This is a genomic window from Nocardia sp. NPDC051030 (assembly GCF_040683015.1).
GTDB lineage: Bacteria > Actinomycetota > Actinomycetes > Mycobacteriales > Mycobacteriaceae > Nocardia.
This window is the reverse complement of record NZ_JBFBCD010000011.1, coordinates 77,490-93,574: the sequence shown is the minus strand read 5'-3', so window position 1 is coordinate 93,574 and position 16,085 is coordinate 77,490. Positions and strand designations below refer to the sequence as shown.

16 protein-coding genes and 1 pseudogene are annotated in these 16,085 nt (G+C 66.1%); 13 read left to right on the top strand and 4 right to left on the bottom strand.

Translation table 11 applies throughout. The features are described from left to right. Nucleotides 1–5: 5 nt before the first annotated feature. Nucleotides 6–857, top strand: a complete 852-nt coding sequence (locus AB0N05_RS32750; RefSeq protein ID WP_364701135.1) for a hypothetical protein — start codon at nucleotides 6–8, stop codon at nucleotides 855–857. On the opposite strand, the gene AB0N05_RS32745 is transcribed toward AB0N05_RS32750, so the two are convergent. From AB0N05_RS32745 to AB0N05_RS32730, 4 genes are all read right to left on the bottom strand, one after another. After that, complete coding sequence (locus AB0N05_RS32745) at nucleotides 854–1,159, bottom strand: transcriptional regulator (protein ID WP_364701133.1); 306 nt, start codon at nucleotides 1,157–1,159, stop codon at nucleotides 854–856. The genes AB0N05_RS32750 and AB0N05_RS32745 overlap by 4 nt on opposite strands. Beyond that, nucleotides 1,147–1,596, bottom strand: a complete 450-nt coding sequence (locus AB0N05_RS32740; RefSeq protein ID WP_364701131.1) for a hypothetical protein — start codon at nucleotides 1,594–1,596, stop codon at nucleotides 1,147–1,149. The genes AB0N05_RS32745 and AB0N05_RS32740 overlap by 13 nt, the downstream gene beginning before the upstream one ends. A gap of 63 nt (nucleotides 1,597–1,659) precedes the next feature. Next, nucleotides 1,660–3,036, bottom strand: a complete 1,377-nt coding sequence (locus tag AB0N05_RS32735; RefSeq protein ID WP_364701129.1) for an NAD(P)/FAD-dependent oxidoreductase — start codon at nucleotides 3,034–3,036, stop codon at nucleotides 1,660–1,662. Between the two features lie 104 nt (nucleotides 3,037–3,140). Next, nucleotides 3,141–4,475: an FHA domain-containing protein gene (locus AB0N05_RS32730; RefSeq protein WP_364701127.1), complete on the bottom strand. Its 1,335-nt coding sequence runs from the start codon at nucleotides 4,473–4,475 to the stop codon at nucleotides 3,141–3,143. A 245-nt stretch (nucleotides 4,476–4,720) separates the two neighbouring features. Between AB0N05_RS32730 and AB0N05_RS32725 the strand changes: the two genes are divergently transcribed. The 12 genes and pseudogenes from AB0N05_RS32725 (at nucleotide 4,721) to nuoK (ending at nucleotide 16,084) form a co-directional block, all read left to right on the top strand. After that, on the top strand, nucleotides 4,721–5,140 hold the full coding sequence (locus AB0N05_RS32725) for a hypothetical protein (RefSeq protein ID WP_364701125.1): 420 nt from the start codon (nucleotides 4,721–4,723) through the stop codon (nucleotides 5,138–5,140). 347 nt (nucleotides 5,141–5,487) lie between these two features. After that, nucleotides 5,488–5,868 carry an NADH-quinone oxidoreductase subunit A gene (locus tag AB0N05_RS32720; protein WP_364701123.1) on the top strand — a complete coding sequence of 127 codons (381 nt, stop codon included), beginning with the start codon at nucleotides 5,488–5,490 and terminating at the stop codon, nucleotides 5,866–5,868. Nucleotides 5,869–5,938: 70 nt separating this feature from the next. Beyond that, nucleotides 5,939–6,493, top strand: a complete 555-nt coding sequence (locus AB0N05_RS32715) for an NADH-quinone oxidoreductase subunit B family protein (RefSeq protein WP_364701121.1) — start codon at nucleotides 5,939–5,941, stop codon at nucleotides 6,491–6,493. Then, nucleotides 6,490–7,287 carry an NADH-quinone oxidoreductase subunit C gene (locus tag AB0N05_RS32710; protein WP_364701119.1) on the top strand — a complete coding sequence of 266 codons (798 nt, stop codon included), beginning with the start codon at nucleotides 6,490–6,492 and terminating at the stop codon, nucleotides 7,285–7,287. The genes AB0N05_RS32715 and AB0N05_RS32710 overlap by 4 nt, the downstream gene beginning before the upstream one ends. After that, nucleotides 7,287–8,618 carry an NADH dehydrogenase (quinone) subunit D gene (gene nuoD, locus AB0N05_RS32705; protein ID WP_364701117.1) on the top strand — a complete coding sequence of 444 codons (1,332 nt, stop codon included), beginning with the start codon at nucleotides 7,287–7,289 and terminating at the stop codon, nucleotides 8,616–8,618. Before AB0N05_RS32710 ends, nuoD begins: the two co-directional genes overlap by 1 nt. After that, entirely contained in the window at nucleotides 8,615–9,310 is a 696-nt protein-coding gene (nuoE, locus tag AB0N05_RS32700) for an NADH-quinone oxidoreductase subunit NuoE (RefSeq protein WP_364701115.1), read from the top strand. The genes nuoD and nuoE overlap by 4 nt, the downstream gene beginning before the upstream one ends. Further along, the gene (nuoF, locus tag AB0N05_RS32695; protein WP_364701113.1) at nucleotides 9,307–10,626 is read left to right on the top strand and encodes an NADH-quinone oxidoreductase subunit NuoF; all 1,320 of its coding nucleotides are present in this window, start codon (nucleotides 9,307–9,309) and stop codon (nucleotides 10,624–10,626) included. Before nuoE ends, nuoF begins: the two co-directional genes overlap by 4 nt. Continuing rightward, entirely contained in the window at nucleotides 10,623–13,088 is a 2,466-nt protein-coding gene (locus AB0N05_RS32690) for an NADH-quinone oxidoreductase subunit G (RefSeq protein ID WP_364701111.1), read from the top strand. The genes nuoF and AB0N05_RS32690 overlap by 4 nt, the downstream gene beginning before the upstream one ends. A gap of 100 nt (nucleotides 13,089–13,188) precedes the next feature. Beyond that, nucleotides 13,189–14,397 (top strand): annotated as a pseudogene (gene nuoH / locus AB0N05_RS32685) (NADH-quinone oxidoreductase subunit NuoH); the annotation flags it as partial. Then, nucleotides 14,374–14,943, top strand: a complete 570-nt coding sequence (nuoI, locus tag AB0N05_RS32680) for an NADH-quinone oxidoreductase subunit NuoI (protein WP_364701665.1) — start codon at nucleotides 14,374–14,376, stop codon at nucleotides 14,941–14,943. The pseudogene nuoH and the gene nuoI, both read left to right, overlap by 24 nt. Then, the gene (locus AB0N05_RS32675) at nucleotides 14,940–15,788 is read left to right on the top strand and encodes an NADH-quinone oxidoreductase subunit J (protein WP_364701109.1); all 849 of its coding nucleotides are present in this window, start codon (nucleotides 14,940–14,942) and stop codon (nucleotides 15,786–15,788) included. Before nuoI ends, AB0N05_RS32675 begins: the two co-directional genes overlap by 4 nt. Next, nucleotides 15,785–16,084: an NADH-quinone oxidoreductase subunit NuoK gene (gene nuoK / locus AB0N05_RS32670; protein ID WP_067538598.1), complete on the top strand. Its 300-nt coding sequence runs from the start codon at nucleotides 15,785–15,787 to the stop codon at nucleotides 16,082–16,084. Before AB0N05_RS32675 ends, nuoK begins: the two co-directional genes overlap by 4 nt. Nucleotide 16,085 lies beyond the last annotated feature (1 nt).

Sequence of the window (16,085 nt, the reverse complement as noted above, 5' to 3'; positions counted from 1 at the left end):
TCTCGATGAATTCCCGCCCGAACACCAGGCCCGCCCTGTCCAGCGCGATCCGAGCCGTTGCCGCGGTCACCGTGATCGGCAGCGCGGTCGCGGTGACCGCACTGACGGTCCGCGAAAACGAAGACGTCGCCACCGTGGTGGTCTCCCAGAACCAGCCCGCCGCAGCGCCGCTGGCCGCGCCCCAGACGCAGACGCCCCCTTCGACACTCGACTCTGTGCCACCCGCAACCGGAGGTGCACCCGTCGCAGCGGTTCCGCTCGCGAGTGTCCCGGCTGCCGTCGCACTCGGTCCGGCCAGCTCGCCGGGCACGAATCCCCAGCCCGCAGGCCCGGATTCGGCGGTTCCCCTTGGGACCAGCCCATTCGCCGCCGCACCGGTCAACACTCAGCCCGCCTGCCCGCTCGGCTGGCCCGCACCGAAACAACAGGGCGGCCTCGCTTCCCTGATCGGTCTAGCGCCCCTGGCGGGCCCGTTCTCCTCGGAGGCCTTTGCCCTGGGCTCGGTCTACCAGCCGATCCTGCAACTGGTCGGTCCGGTACTCGCCGAAATAGCCCCGGTGATCACCCAATTCCAGCCGCAGATCGACCCCTTGATCACCCAGGTGCAAGCCGTGGAAACGGTTGTCCTGCAAGCAATCCTCCCCTACTACGGCCCTTACCGTGACCAGCTCATCGCCGCCGAGGGGGAGTTCGCCAAAACCTTGACCCCCATCCTCACCCGCGCCTACAACAGCGAAATCGCGTCCTGCTTCACCGCCTGGCAGGGCCAGATCATCGACCAGGCCAAGGGTGGCCGCATTACCGTCGCCTCCCTCGCCCGCCCCGGCACGGTGGTGGAGCTCGGTCCGGAGTCCTAGCGTTCCGCGGCGTTCTCCTGCCCCATGCGGGTGAGCGCGGTGAGTGCGGAGAGGTGTTCGCGATAGGCCTTGCGACCGTCGGTGGTGAGGGCGAGCCAGGTTCTCGGTCTGCGGCCCACATACCCCTTGGTGACGGTGACGTACCCGGCGGCTTCCAGGGTGGTCATCGCCTTCGACAGGGTGGATTTATTGAGGTCGCAGAGCTCGGTGATCGCACCGAATTCGGCCTCCTGGCAACCCTCCAGGAATGCGACCAGCTTCAGGCGCGGCACCGAGGCGAACGCCTCGTTCAGTTCGGGCATGCCCTGGCCCGCTTACGCGCCAGCTGATACCAAACCCAGCCCGCGATAAGCACTCCGCCCAGAATGCTCATCCAGCCATTGAGGCTCGCGCACAACCCGCCCAGCAAGAGCGGCGGCAGCTCGAACGCCACGAGCTGCTTCCATGGCTGGACGGGTTCCTGGAAATAGGCTCGGGGCATGACGCCGCCGCTTCGCCAGGTCTGCATCACCCGCCCGACGAGAATGAAGTAGGCGGCCCCCGTGACGGTTCCGGCCACCAGGAGAAGAAGATTCGCCGGGATGTCCGGGATCGCAGTGACGATCAGGGGCACGGTGAGCCCGGCCAGCAGCCCTCCGACCGGTGGGGCCCACCAATGCGTAGCCGGAGCGGCTTGGGCTCGCTGTGTGGTGTTCGAGGCGATGTCCAGCGCTTCTTGTGGTGTCAGTGCTTCACTCACCTCTGCCACAGTACAGAAACTAGTTTCCATGCGCGAACCTAAATTCGATCGAGTATCCGAGCCTCACCCCTCGGTGAGTGCGTCGAGGGCGGCTTCGATGGCTCGATGAAAAGTGGGATAGGCGAAGATCATTCCTCGCAATGTCGCAGTCGGTACCTGGGCGTGCACGGCTACAGCAAGGGCGCTGAGGACTTCGCCGCCGACCGGCCCCATGGAGGTGGCACCGACCAGGACGCCGCGATCGGCGTCTTCGATGAGCTTGATCAGACCCTCGTTGCCCGCTTTGTGAATCCAGCCGCGCGTCGAGGAGGGGATATCAACCTTGCCGATGCGGAGGGTGAGGCCTGCGGCTCGGGCTTGCTCTTCGGTCAGGCCTACGGCACCGACCTCGGGATCGGTGAAGGTCACGCGCGGGACCGCGTGGTAGGCAGCGGGTTCGGTGGATGAGCCGAGGATGTCTTGTGCCGCGAGTCGAGCCTGGTACATCGACATGTGGGTGAATGCGCCCGTGCCGGTGATGTCACCGATCGCCCAGACGCCGTCGGCGGCCCGCAGGTGGTCGTCGACGGGAATCGATTTCGCGGACTCGTCCAGGCCGATCGCACCGATTCCCAAGGCGGACAGGTCGGTTCGGCGGCCGGTGGCGACCAGGAGGCGCTGGGCGCGGAGGGATTCGCCATTGTCGAGTTCGACGGTGAAGCCGGAATCGTCGTATTCGACCCGGGTGCCGCGCACGCCTGCGCGAACGGTGATTCCTTCAGCGGCAAATACTTCGGCCAGCAGCTCCCCGGCCTCGGGTTCATCCTGCGGCAGGAGACGGCGAGGCACCACGACCGTGACTTCGGCCCCGAACCGTGCGAAGACCTGCGCGAACTCCACACCCACCGGACCGCCACCCAGCACGATCAGCGATTCCGGCGCTTGGGTGGCGGTGACGGCATCCCGATTGGTCCAGTAGGGCGTGTCCGCCAGACCGGGCAGCGGCGGGATCGCCGGAGCCGTACCGGGATTGAGGACAATAGCGCGTCCGGCTCGGAACACCCGGTCGCCATCCGCGGTCGCCACGGTCACCTCACCCGGTGCGGTGATCCGGCCCCAGCCGCGCACGAAGCGACCGCCTGCCTTCTCGAACCGCTCCACCGCGACGGCATCGTCCCAATTGTCGGTGGCCTCATCGCGAATGCGGGTCGCGACCGTACTCCAATCCGCTTGCACCGTCGCCGATCCCGCGAGCTCCTCGACCCGCCGCGCCTCAGCGAGCGTACCGGCCGCGCGCACCATCATTTTGGTCGGAATGCAGGCGTAGTACGGGCATTCACCGCCGACCAAGCGCCCCTCGACGCCGATGACCGACAATCCGGCCTGCGCCAATCGCGTCGCCGCGTCCTCGCCTCCCGGACCCATTCCGATCACCACGACATCCACGGCCTCGCTCGGCACAGTCTCTCCTTCGATCGTCGGTAGCTGACTCGAACGCTATCCGACCAGCCGTCCAGGACAGCTCCCCGGCGGTGCGGCATCACCGGAATGTCACAACTGCCCGCCTACCACTGGGCGTCGAGGGTGAATATGCGCCCGCCCAGCAGGATCTGACAGCCTGCCGTGACGATCACCGGATGGCCCGGCGTCGCGCGCATCCACTCGGGTCGCCCGGGTGTGCGGATGTGGGTGCCGTTGGCGGATCCTCGGTCCAGGACCAGGACGTCCCAATCCACCAGGCGGACTTCGGCATGCACGCGGGACATACCGCCGGAGGAATCCTCGATTCGAATCGGCCTGGCCCCGTGCCGGACCTGTGTGGATCTGTCCGGTTCACGGCCGATGACCAGATCCGCATCCAGGGTGAAGCAGTTGCCGTCGTCGAGCCGTAGTACGCCCAGCGGCGGCCGGACGCCCTCGGTCAGCACCCCGGAGAGCTGATCGATGCGATAACCACAGACCGCGCAGGACATCACGCGCGGATCGTTGAGGTGATGCCTCGGGCATTCGTATCCGCGAACGATCACGCCTCGTCCGGGACGCGGGGGCTTCTCCCATTGCATCCCCGCCAGCCCCGCCGCTGCCCTGGTCTCCCCTGGTCCCTCGTCCGCTGTTCTCGTCTCCTCGCTTGTCTGCCCGGTGCCAGCCTCCTCGGCGCTTGTCTCGCCGGTTCCCTTTGTCCCGGTCTGGTCCTTGCCATTGCCCGGTGTCGGCCGGTGCCCTTCGCCCGATTCGGTGCCTTTCCCCTTACCGGACGTCGCACCCCGCGTTCGCGTATCGCGGACCTTGGCTGCCCCACTGCCGGAAGGCTTCTCGGCCTCCGCGCCCAGCCATACCACCGCCCCCGCCCCCGGCATCCGTCCCTCGCTCAGCGCCCACACCCCCGGCTCCGGCAACTCCTCCCGTGGTGCCTGTTCATCCACGAAGATTGCCGCCGCCCGCGCGGGTGGCGGCACGACCATCCGGTCCACGCTGAATCCGGCATCGCGCCCATGCAGGATTTCCTTGCGGTCCCCGCCATCCAGTACGGCCGTCACCCCGCCGTGCAGAAACACCGCCAGTCCCCGGCCCCCGGGTGTGAGCACCCCGAACTCGATTCGCTCCTCATCGTCGCGACTCATCACCCAGTCGCTCACCAAGCGCGCGAAAGTTCGCCCGGTTCGCCGGGTTTCCCGCGAGGCTGCCTCTCCCACCAGTCGCAGCACCGTCTCCAGCACGCTCAGTGCGGCCGAGTCGGCCGTCACCGGCTCCGGATCGCGGTGTGCGACAACCACGACGACCCCGTCCACGGTGGCCACCAGATGCCCGCCGGGCACCACCTCGACCCGCCCTGTCATTCGAAGCCTGCGGCGCATGGCCGACACCGCGGCCTGCTCCTCGTGTTGCGCGCCTGCACCCACATCGGCCAGCTTTCCTCCGGGAACGGGGACGCGCCGGGGTCCGAAGGCCCCGCATCCCCCACCCGCACATCGGTCGGCACGTCGGTTTCGATAACTCCCCGGACGACGTGTCCGCTCATTTGCCGGATGCTACCGCTCACCCCTGCCGATTAGACAGCCATCAACCCATTGGGCGGCAGTCCTTTCCGCGACGCGCGGACGTGTTCGGCCGAACCTGCTCCCGAGAGTCCTATCAGCGACGTAGCATGCGAACCGTGGCCGATGCGAACCGTTCCACCGCTTTGCGGGTGCTGGTCTACAGCAACGATGCCGATACTCGGAGCCAGGTGATGCTGGCGCTGGGTAGGAGGCCGCATCCGGATCTACCGCCCATCGAGTACCTCGAGGTGGCGACCGCGCCGATCGTGATCGAGCACATGGACGCCGCGGAGCTCGATCTGGCCATTCTGGACGGCGAATCCGCGCCGACCGGCGGGCTCGGGCTGGCCAAGCAGTTGAAGGACGAGATCGCCGACTGCCCACCGATCGTCGTGCTGACCGGTCGCCCGGACGATGTGTGGCTGGCGAATTGGTCGCGCGCGGAGGCCGCGGTGTCGCATCCGATTGATCCGATTCGCCTCACCGATGCGGTGCTCGGCGTGCTCCGGAGTCGTTCCGCCGCTTGATACCGGGCCCGTTTCGGTCCGCAATTACACCACCCCCTCACCTGGGGAAACCCATGTCACGTGACGCTCGCGATTGCGTCCAATCGGTCATAAAAGACCGTTCCGAATTCGATCAAACGCGGTCGCGAAACGTCATGTATCTTCTCCTCTGAGTTGTAGGCTGTGCCGTAGCTCACAGAGCGCGGGCATCGGTATCAATGACGCCGCCGCCTCAGTTCCCGAAGTCCACGCTGTCGTCGAGCGGTGCCCGGGGAACGAGACTGGCCGGCGGACGACGATGTCAGCCCGCGCCTCGGCAGCTGCCGTCCGTATTGCGTCGTCCAGCTCGCAGGAGGGGTAGTGCTGTTGTGAATATCGAGGTGCCGACCCTTGTGCTCGGCGCGGTGGCTGCCGCGTTCGGGCTGTTTTCCATTGGCCTGGCGGCCCTCATCGGTCCCAAACGCTATAACCGCGCCAAGCTCGAAGCCTATGAATGCGGTATCGAACCCACCCCGCACGCCGTCGGCGGCGGTCCGGGAAATGCTGCGGGACAGCGCTTTCCGGTGAAGTACTACCTCACCGCGATGCTGTTCATCATCTTCGACATCGAGATCGTCTTCCTCTATCCGTGGGCGGTGCACTTCGACTCGCTCGGGCTGTTCGGCCTGGCCGCGATGGCGTTGTTCATCTTCAACGTCTCGGTGGCGTACGCCTACGAGTGGAGGCGAGGCGGGCTCAGCTGGGATTGATTGCGCCAGGGGGAATTCCGACCAGTACCCCCGCGCGTGCGGGGTTGAGTCACGGGAGATGTAGTCCGACATGGGTCTCGAGGAAAAACTGCCCAGTGGGTTCCTGCTGAGCACGGTGGAAGATTTTGCCGGCTATCTGCGCAAGAGTTCGCTCTGGCCGGCCACGTTCGGCTTGGCATGCTGCGCGATCGAGATGATGGCCACCGGCGGCGGGCGATTCGATATCGCCCGCTTCGGCATGGAGGCGTTCCGCGCCTCGCCGCGCCAGGCCGATCTGATGATCGTCGCGGGCCGGGTAAGCCAGAAGATGGCCCCGGTGCTGCGCCAGGTCTACGACCAGATGACCGAACCGAAATGGGTGCTGGCCATGGGCGTCTGCGCGTCCTCGGGCGGCATGTTCAACAACTACGCCATCGTGCAGGGCGTCGACCACATCGTGCCGGTCGACATCTACCTGCCCGGCTGCCCGCCGCGGCCGGAGATGCTGTTGAACGCGATCCTGAAGCTGCACGAGAAGATTCAGGAAATGCCGCTCGGCGTCAATCGCGAGGAGGCCGTGCGCGCGGCCGAAGCCGCCGCGCTCGCCAGCACCCCGACCATTCAGCTGAAGGGGATGCTGCGATGACCTTCGATGTCCCCACCGGCACGGAATCTCCTCCGGAGGATGCCGTGAAATCACACGGTGAAGCCAACCCGACCAATCCGTACGAGCCGGACGAAACCCCCGCTGCCGCACCGGAATCCCCGGCTGCGGCCGCTCCCGTCGATGAGGTCATCGGCGTGCGGCACGGCATGTTCGGCGTCTCGGGCACGGGCGACACCTCCGGCTACGGCCGCCTGGTGCGCACCATCAAGCTGCCCGGCGGCACCCCGCCACCCTATGGCGGCTACCTCGATGCGATTGTCGTCGAACTGCGAAACGCCTTGACCCCGCCCCGTTTCGAGGAGGCGATCGAGCGGATCGTCGTCTTCCGCGACGAGTTGACACTGCACGTGCGACGCGAACATCTGCTCGAGGTGGCGAAGACGTTGCGCAATAGCGAGGCCCTGCGCTTCGAGCTGTGCCTGGGCGTCAACGGGGCGCACTACCCCGACGACAAGGATCGCGAATTGCACGCGGTCTACCCCCTCAACTCCATCACCCACAACCGGCGCGTGCGCCTGGAAGTGTCGGTGCCGGACGCCGATCCGCACATCCCATCCCTGTATTCGGTCTACCCGACCAATGACTGGCACGAGCGGGAGACCTATGACTTCTTCGGCATCCTGTTCGACGGTCACCCCTCGCTGACCCGTATCGCCATGCCGGACGACTGGCGCGGACACCCGCAGCGCAAGGACTATCCGCTCGGCGGAATCCCGGTCGAATACAAGGGTGCGCGCATCCCGCCGCCCGACGAGCGGAGGTCTTACTCGTAATGAACGACATCGACATCGAAACCCCGCCGGATACCGCCCAACGCCCGGAACGTGACGTCACCGTCGTCGGGAATGACTGGGACGAGTTCACCGCCTCCCTCGATGGCGCGGCCGAAGAACGCATCGTCGTGAATATGGGCCCGCAGCACCCCTCCACACACGGGGTGCTGCGCCTGATCCTCGAGATCGAGGGTGAGACCGTCACCGAGGCTCGGTGCGGCATCGGCTATCTGCACACCGGTATCGAGAAGAATCTCGAATACCGCAACTGGATCCAGGGCGTCACCTTCGTCACCCGCATGGACTATCTGTCGCCGTTCTTCAATGAGACGGCGTACTGCCTCGGGGTCGAGAAACTCCTGGACATCACCGACGATATTCCCGAGCGGGCCAGCGTCATTCGCGTCATGCTCATGGAGCTCAACCGCATCTCCTCGCATCTGGTGGCCCTGGCCACCGGCGGCATGGAATTGGGTGCGCTCACCCCGATGCTGTTCGGCTTCCGCGAGCGCGAGCTGATCCTGGACGTGTTCGAGAACATCACCGGCCTGCGCATGAACCACGCGTACATCCGGCCCGGCGGCGTCTCGCAGGACCTGGCCGACGACAGCGTCGACAAGGTCCGTGACTTGTTGCAGCTCATGCCGAAACGGCTGCGCGATATGGAGCTGCTGCTCAACGAGAACCCCATCTGGAAGGCCCGCACCCGCAATGTCGGGTACCTGGACCTCACTGGCTGCATGGCGCTCGGCATCACCGGCCCGATGCTCCGCTCCACCGGTCTGCCGCACGACCTGCGTAAGTCTCAGCCGTACTGCGGTTACGAGAACTACGAATTCGATGTCATGACCGATACCGGCTGCGACTGCTACGGCCGCTACCTCATTCGTGTGAACGAGATGAAGGAGTCGCTCAAGATCGTCGAGCAGTGCCTGGACAAGCTGCGACCGGGCCCGATCATGGTCGAGGACAAGAAAATTGCATGGCCTGCGGACTTGCAGCTCGGGCCGGATGGACTCGGCAACTCCCCCAAGCACATCTCCAAGATCATGGGGACGTCCATGGAGTCGCTCATCCACCACTTCAAGCTGGTGACCGAGGGCCTGCGGGTCCCGCCCGGCCAGGTGTATGTGGCGGTGGAGTCCCCACGCGGTGAGCTGGGCGTGCACATGATCAGCGATGGCGGCACCCGGCCCTACCGGGTGCACTATCGCGATCCTTCCTTCACGAATCTGCAAGCGGTGGCGGCGACCTGCGAGGGCGGCCTGGTGGCCGATGTCATCGCCGCCGTGGCCAGCATCGACCCGGTGATGGGTGGAGTCGACCGATGACAGAGATCATGCTGAACCTGACCGTGCGGCCGATTCCGTATCCGCAGGAGGTGCACGACCGGCTTCAACTCGAGGCCAAGGAGATCATCGAGCGGTATCCGCATCCGCGTTCTGCACTGCTTCCCATGTTGCACCTCGTGCAATCGGTGGAGAGCTATGTGTCTGGCACCGGCATCGAATTCTGTGCCGAGCAGCTGGGATTGACCGATGCCGAGGTGACCGCGGTGGCCACCTTCTACTCCATGTACCGACGCAGTCGCACCGGTGATTACCACGTCGGCGTGTGTACGAACACGCTGTGCGCGGTCATGGGCGGCGACCAGATCATGGCGGATCTCAAGCAGCACTTGGGCATCAAGCACGGGGAGACCACCGCCGATGGCGCGGTCACCTTGGAGCACATCGAGTGCAATGCTGCATGCGATTACGCCCCTGTGGTGATGGTCAATTGGGAGTTCTTCGATAACCAGACGCCGGAATCGGCGCGCGGGCTGGTGGATTCGCTGCGCAGGGGCGAGCAGGTCACGCCGTCGCGCAGTGGCATCCCGCCGTGCACCTTCCGGGAGACCGCCCGCATTCTCGCCGGATATCCGGACCAGCGTCCGGGCGCGACCGACGGCGTCGCGGGCCCGGCGACCCTCGCGGGCCTGGAAGTGGCCGACAAGGATTCGACCGACGGAGGCGCTCAGTGACCACTGCCCTCACCCCCGTCCTGAGCAAGCACTGGGCGGAACCCGACGGCTGGACTCTGGCGGCCTATCGCCGTCAGGGCGGCTACCGGGCCCTGCCCAAGGCGTTGCGCATGAACCCGGACGAGGTCATCGCCACCGTCAAGGACTCCGGTCTGCGCGGTCGCGGCGGCGCGGGCTTCCCGACCGGTATGAAGTGGGGCTTCATCCCGCAGGGCCCCGGCCCGGACGGCACCACCAAACCGCACTACCTGGTGGTCAATGCCGACGAGTCGGAACCGGGTACCTGCAAGGACATTCCGCTCATGCTGGCGACCCCGCACACCCTCATCGAGGGCGTCATCATCGCCTCCTTCGCCATTCGCGCCTCGCACGCGTTCATCTATGTGCGTGGCGAAGTGGTTCCGGTTTTGCGTCGACTGCAAGCAGCGGTCCAGCAGGCCTATGAGTCCGGCTATCTGGGCCGCAATATTCTCGGCTCCGGCTATGACCTGGAGGTCGTGGTGCACGCCGGTGCGGGTGCCTATATCTGCGGTGAGGAAACCGCGCTGCTGGATTCACTGGAGGGCCGTCGCGGTCAGCCGCGCCTGCGTCCGCCGTTCCCCGCTGTCGCCGGGCTCTACGCCTGCCCGACGGTGGTCAACAATGTGGAATCCATTGCGTCCGTTCCGGCCATCCTCGCCAATGGCGTGAATTGGTTCCGGTCCTTCGGCAGCGAGAAGTCGCCGGGCTTCACCCTCTACTCGCTCTCCGGTCACGTGACGCGACCGGGCCAGTATGAAGCGCCCCTGGGAATCACCTTGCGGGAGTTGCTGGAACACGCGGGCGGCGTCCGAGCCGGGCACACCCTCAAGTTCTGGACCCCGGGCGGCTCGTCGACTCCGATCTTCACCGACGAGCACCTCGATGTGGCCCTCGACTACGAGGGTGTCGCCGCCGCCGGATCCATGCTGGGCACCAAGGCCCTCCAGATCTTCGACGACACCACGTGTGTGGTGCGCGCCGTGCTGCGCTGGACCGAGTTCTACGCCCACGAATCCTGCGGCAAATGCACCCCCTGCCGCGAGGGCACGTACTGGCTCGTCCAACTCCTGGAACGCCTGGAGAACGGCCAGGGACACGAGACCGACCTCGACAAGCTCCTGGACATTGCCGACAACATCAATGGCAAATCCTTCTGCGCTCTCGGCGACGGTGCGGCCAGCCCGATCTTCTCCTCACTGAAGTACTTCCGCGACGAGTACGCCGAGCACATCCGTCTCGGCGCGTGCCCGTTCGACCCGGCCCGGTCCACCGCCTGGGCTGAAGGAGTGCGATGACCGCAATAGCCAACTCCGATACCAGCGGCGACACCGCGACCAATATGGTCAGCGTAACCATCGACGGCACAACGGTTTCCGTGCCCGAAGGGACGCTGGTGATCCGCGCTGCCGAACTCATCGGCATTCAGATTCCGCGCTTCTGCGACCATCCGCTGCTGGATCCGGTGGGCGCGTGCCGTCAGTGCATCGTCGAGGTCGAGGGGCAGCGCAAGCCGGTTGCGTCCTGCACCCAGACGGTCGCGGACGGCATGGTGGTGACCACGCAGCTGACCTCGCCCGTCGCCGCCAAGGCACAAGAGGGTGTGATGGAGCTGCTGCTCATCAATCACCCCCTGGACTGCCCGGTGTGCGATAAGGGCGGCGAGTGTCCGCTGCAGAACCAGGCCATGTCCACCGGGCGCGCCGAATCCCGGTTCGAGGGTGAGAAGCGCACCTATCCCAAGCCGATTCCGCTGTCCTCGGCGATCCTGCTGGATCGCGAACGCTGCGTGCTGTGTGCGCGGTGCACCCGGTTCTCGCAGCAGGTCGCGGGTGATCCGTTCATCGAATTGATGGATCGCGGTGCGCTGCAACAGGTCGGGATCGCCGCCGGGGAGCCGATGGACTCCTACTTCTCCGGCAATACCGTGCAGATCTGCCCGGTGGGCGCGCTGACCGGCAGCACCTACCGGTTCCGGGCGCGGCCCTTCGACCTGGTGTCCAGCCCTGCGGTGTGTGAGCATTGCGCCTCGGGCTGCGCCCAGCGCACCGATCACCGGCGTGGCAAGGTCATGCGCCGTCTGGCCGGTGACGACCCGCAGGTCAATGAGGAATGGAACTGCGACAAGGGGCGATTCGCCTTCGCGTATGCCACCGAGCGGGACCGGCTCACCACGCCGCTGGTACGCAGCTGGGATGGGACGTTGCAGCCTGCGTCGTGGTCGGAGGCGATTACCGCTGCGGCGCGGGGACTCGCGTCCGCACACGGCAATGCGGGTGTGCTGGTCGGCGGACGCGTGACCTTGGAAGACGCCTACGCCTACTCCAAGTTCGCGCGAGTGGCCTTGGGCACCAATGACATCGACTTCCGGGCCCGCGAGCATTCGGCCGAGGAAGCCGACTTCCTCGCCGCTCGCATTGCCGGGCAGGGCGTCACCGTCGATTACGCGGCCCTGGAACGTGCCCCGATCGTGCTGCTCGTCGGGTTCGAGGCCGAAGAGGAATCGCCGATCGTGTATCTGCGGCTGCGCAAGGCGGCTCGCAAGAATGGCACGGTCATCCACGCCCTCGCGCCCTATGCGACGCGGGGGCTGGAACGCATGTCCGGCCGCCTGCTGCCGACCGCACCCGGTGCGGAACCGCATCTGCTCGAGGCCCTGCGCACCGGCGAGATCGATTCCACGGCACTGGATTCCGAGCAGCTTCGCGAGATCGCGGTCATGCTGCGCGAGCCGGGTGCGCTGATTCTGGTCGGGGAACGGCTCGGCGGCATCCCCGGTGGTCTGTCGTCCGCCGCACGGCTCGCCGATGACACCGGAGCCGGTCTGGCGTGGATTCCGCGTCGTGCCGGTGAGCGCGGCGCATTGGAAGCGGGCGCACTGCCCGTGCTGCTGCCGGGTGGTCGCCCGGTCGCGGATGCCGCTGCCCGCCATCAGGTTCGGGATGCCTGGAATGTCGAGGATCTGCCGGTCACCCCCGGCCGGGATACCGCGGCCATCCTGGCTGCCGCGCCGACACTGGGTGCGATCCTGGTCGGCGGTGTCGAGGTCGGCGATATGCCCGACCCGCATGCCGCCCTCGCCGCGATCGATGCGGCGGGCTTCGTGGTCTGTATGGAACTGCGGCGCAGCGATATCAGCGATCGGGCGGATGTGGTGTTCCCGGTGGCCTCGGCCATGGAGAAGACTGGCACCTTCCTCACCTGGGAAGGCCGCCACCGCCAGTTCGATGCCGCATTGAAGGATTCCACCGTGCGCCGCGAGGCCGCGCCGCTGGCGGAATACCGCGTGCTCGATGCCATCGCGCAGGAGATGGGCGTCCGTCTCGGCCTGCCCGATGCGGCAAGTGCCCGTGCGGAATTGGCGGATCTCGGGACGTGGGACGGCCCGGCCGCGGGCACCCCGGTGCATCGGCCGCATCCGCTCGTGCAGCCGTCGTCGGGCACCGCCATTCTCGCCTCGTGGCGCATGCTCATCGACCGCGGTCGGCTCCAGGACGGTGAACCGAACCTGGCGGGCACCGCTACCGCCCCCGTGGTGCGGCTCTCGCATCGCACCGCCGCCGAAATCGGTGCCACCACAGGCGATCCCGTCACGGTCGGCAATGACCACGGCCACATCACCCTGCCCTTGGTCATCACCGTGATGCCTGATCGCGTGGTGTGGCTGCCCATGAACTCCCCCGGCTCCGATGTGCTGGTGCAGCTCGGCACCACACCCGGCCACCTCGTGCGCATCCGAAGGGAAGACCACCGTGAGTGAGCTCATTCCAATTTGGGAGTCCGCGGGGCCCTCCGTGGTGACGCAGGCAAGCGCAGGGAGGTGGAGCGGCGCCTCCGGGCCTGACGCGAACCCCCTGAGCATGTTCGGCCACGACCCTTGGTGGCTGATCCTGGTGAAATCCGTCGGCATCTTCATCTTCTTGCTGCTGATTCCGATGCTTGCGGTATACGCCGAACGCAAGATCGTGGCATTCATGCAGATGCGCGTCGGTCCCAACCGAGTCGGTCCGCGCGGCAGCCTCCAGTCCATCGCCGATGGCGTGAAGATGCTGCTCAAGGAAGACATCGTCCCGGCCATCGTGGACAAGCCGATCTTCATTCTCGCGCCGGTGATTTCGCTGATTCCGGCCGTGATGGCGTTCGCGGTTATCCCGTTCGGGCCCGAAGTATCGATGTTCGGGCATCGCACCATGCTTCAGCTGACCGATCTGCCGGTGGGTGTGCTCTACATCCTCGCCATGGCCTCGGTCGGCGTGTACGGCATCGTGCTGGCGGGCTGGGCGTCCGGATCGACCTATCCGCTGCTGGGTGGTCTGCGCTCCACCGCGCAGGTGATCTCCTATGAGATCGCCATGGCGCTGTGCTTCGCGGCGGTATTCCTGCTCTCGGGCACCATGGCCACCTCCGGAATCGTGAAGGCGCAGTACGGAACCTGGTACGTCTTCCTGTTGCTGCCGTCGTTCCTCATCTACGCCATCTCCATGGTCGGTGAGACCAATCGCGCCCCCTTCGACCTTCCCGAGGCCGAGGGCGAGCTGGTCGGCGGATTCCACACCGAGTACTCCTCGCTCAAGTTCGCCATGTTCATGATGGCCGAATACATCAATATGGCAACGGTTTCCGCGCTCGCCACCACGCTGTTCTTCGGCGGCTGGCACGCGCCGTTCCCGATCAGCCTGTGGGCGGGCGCGAACTCGGGCTGGTGGCCCATGCTGTGGTTCGTCGCCAAGGTGTGGGCGTTCCTGTTCGTGTTCATCTGGCTGCGCGGCACGCTGCCGCGACTGCGCTACGACCAGTTCATGAATCTCGGCTGGAAGCTGCTGATTCCGGTATCGCTGGCGTGGGTCATGTATGTGGCGACGCTGCGGGCCTTGCAGAACGACGGCATCAAAATTCAGACACCGGGCATGGTGATCGGCGGGCTGGTCGTCTCGGCGCTGATAGTCGGCATGTTCCTGCGCGCCGGGCATGCGGGCGACGATCGCACCAAGGCCGCACCGGACGAGCATGCGACATCGCAGTACTCGGACTTCCCGGTGCCGCCCATGCCGACCGAACCGGCAAAGGCCACAGCGAAACCCGGTCTGCTGGAACCGCTCGGCGGCTTCATGGTCACCGGGGCGACGATGTTCAAGAAGCCGAACACCGAGATGTACCCGGAGGTCAAGACGCCGACCGCGCCGCGCTATCACGGGCGGCATCAGCTCAACCGGCATCCGGACGGACTCGAGAAGTGCATCGGCTGCGAGCTGTGCGCCTGGGCCTGCCCCGCCGACGCCATCTATGTCGAGGGAGCGGATAACACCGAGGAAGAGCGCTTCTCCCCCGGTGAGCGTTATGGCCAGGTCTATCAGATCAACTACCTGCGCTGCATCGGCTGCGGCCTGTGCATCGAGGCCTGCCCGACCCGGGCGCTGACCATGACCAATGAGTACGAGATGGCCGATGACAATCGCGCCGACCTCATCTTCGAGAAGGATGATCTGCTCGCCCCGCTGCGGAACGGCATGCTGGCCCCGCCGCACGCCATGTACCCGGGCGCGGACGAGGGCTCCTACTACCGCGGTGAAGTCCCCGGTGCCGCAACCGAAATGGTCGAAGGAGGGAAGCGGTGATCGATCTCGCCAACGTACAAGCGGCGCAGGAGGTGGTCACCCACACCTCTACCGGTGAGGCCGTGCAGTTCTGGGTGCTGGCGGTAGTCGCGGTGGTGGGCGCGCTCGGGATGGTGTGCGCTCGCAAGGCCGTGCACTCCGCACTGTGCCTGGCCGCCACCATGATCACGCTGTCGGCGTTCTACATCGCGCAGAGCGCACTGTTCCTCGGCATCGTGCAGATCGTCGTCTACACCGGCGCGGTCATGATGCTGTTCCTGTTCGTGCTCATGCTGGTCGGTGTGGACTCGGCGGAGTCGCTGCGGGAAACCCTGCGCGGACAGCGGCTTTCGGTGGTGTTCGTCGGCATCGGTTTCGGCATGCTGGTGATCGCCGCCATCGCGCGCGGCATGAACGAGACCAGCGTCGCCAATACCGGGCCCGGCCTGGGCGGCAATTACGCCATCGGCGCACTGGCCGAGCTGATCTTCGTGCGCTACGTGTGGGCGTTCGAACTCACGGGCGCACTGCTGATTACGGCCACCATCGGCGCGATGGTCCTCGCACACCGCGAGAAGTTCGGTCCGCCGACCGGTCAGCGCGCCCAGGCCATTCGCCGATTCAAGGACGGCACGCGGGTCACGCCGTTGCCGACCCCCGGCGTGTACGCCCGCCACAATGCCGTCGACGCCCCGGCGCGACTGCCGGACGGCTCCTTCGAGGAGCTCTCGGTCAGCACCATCCTGCGGCACCGCCGCAATCGTGCCCACACCGAAGCGGTGGTGCGGACCGTCGGCCACAACGGCAATAACGGCGGCGGCAATGGCAATAACGGCAACGACTCCCATGAGGAAGGCTTGCGGTGAACCCGGACAACTATCTGTACCTCTCGGCACTGCTGTTCACCATCGGCGCGGCCGGAGTTCTGGTGCGGCGCAATGCCATTGTGGTGTTCATGTGCATCGAGCTCATGCTCAATGCGGTCAACCTCGCATTCGTCACCTTCGCCCGTCTGCACGGCAATCTCGACGGGCAGGTGTTCGCGTTCTTCACCATGGTGGTCGCCGCGGCCGAGGTCGTGGTCGGGCTGGCCATCATCATGACCATCTTCCGTGCCCGCCGCTCGACCTCGGTCGACGACGCGAATCTGCTGCGGTACTGAC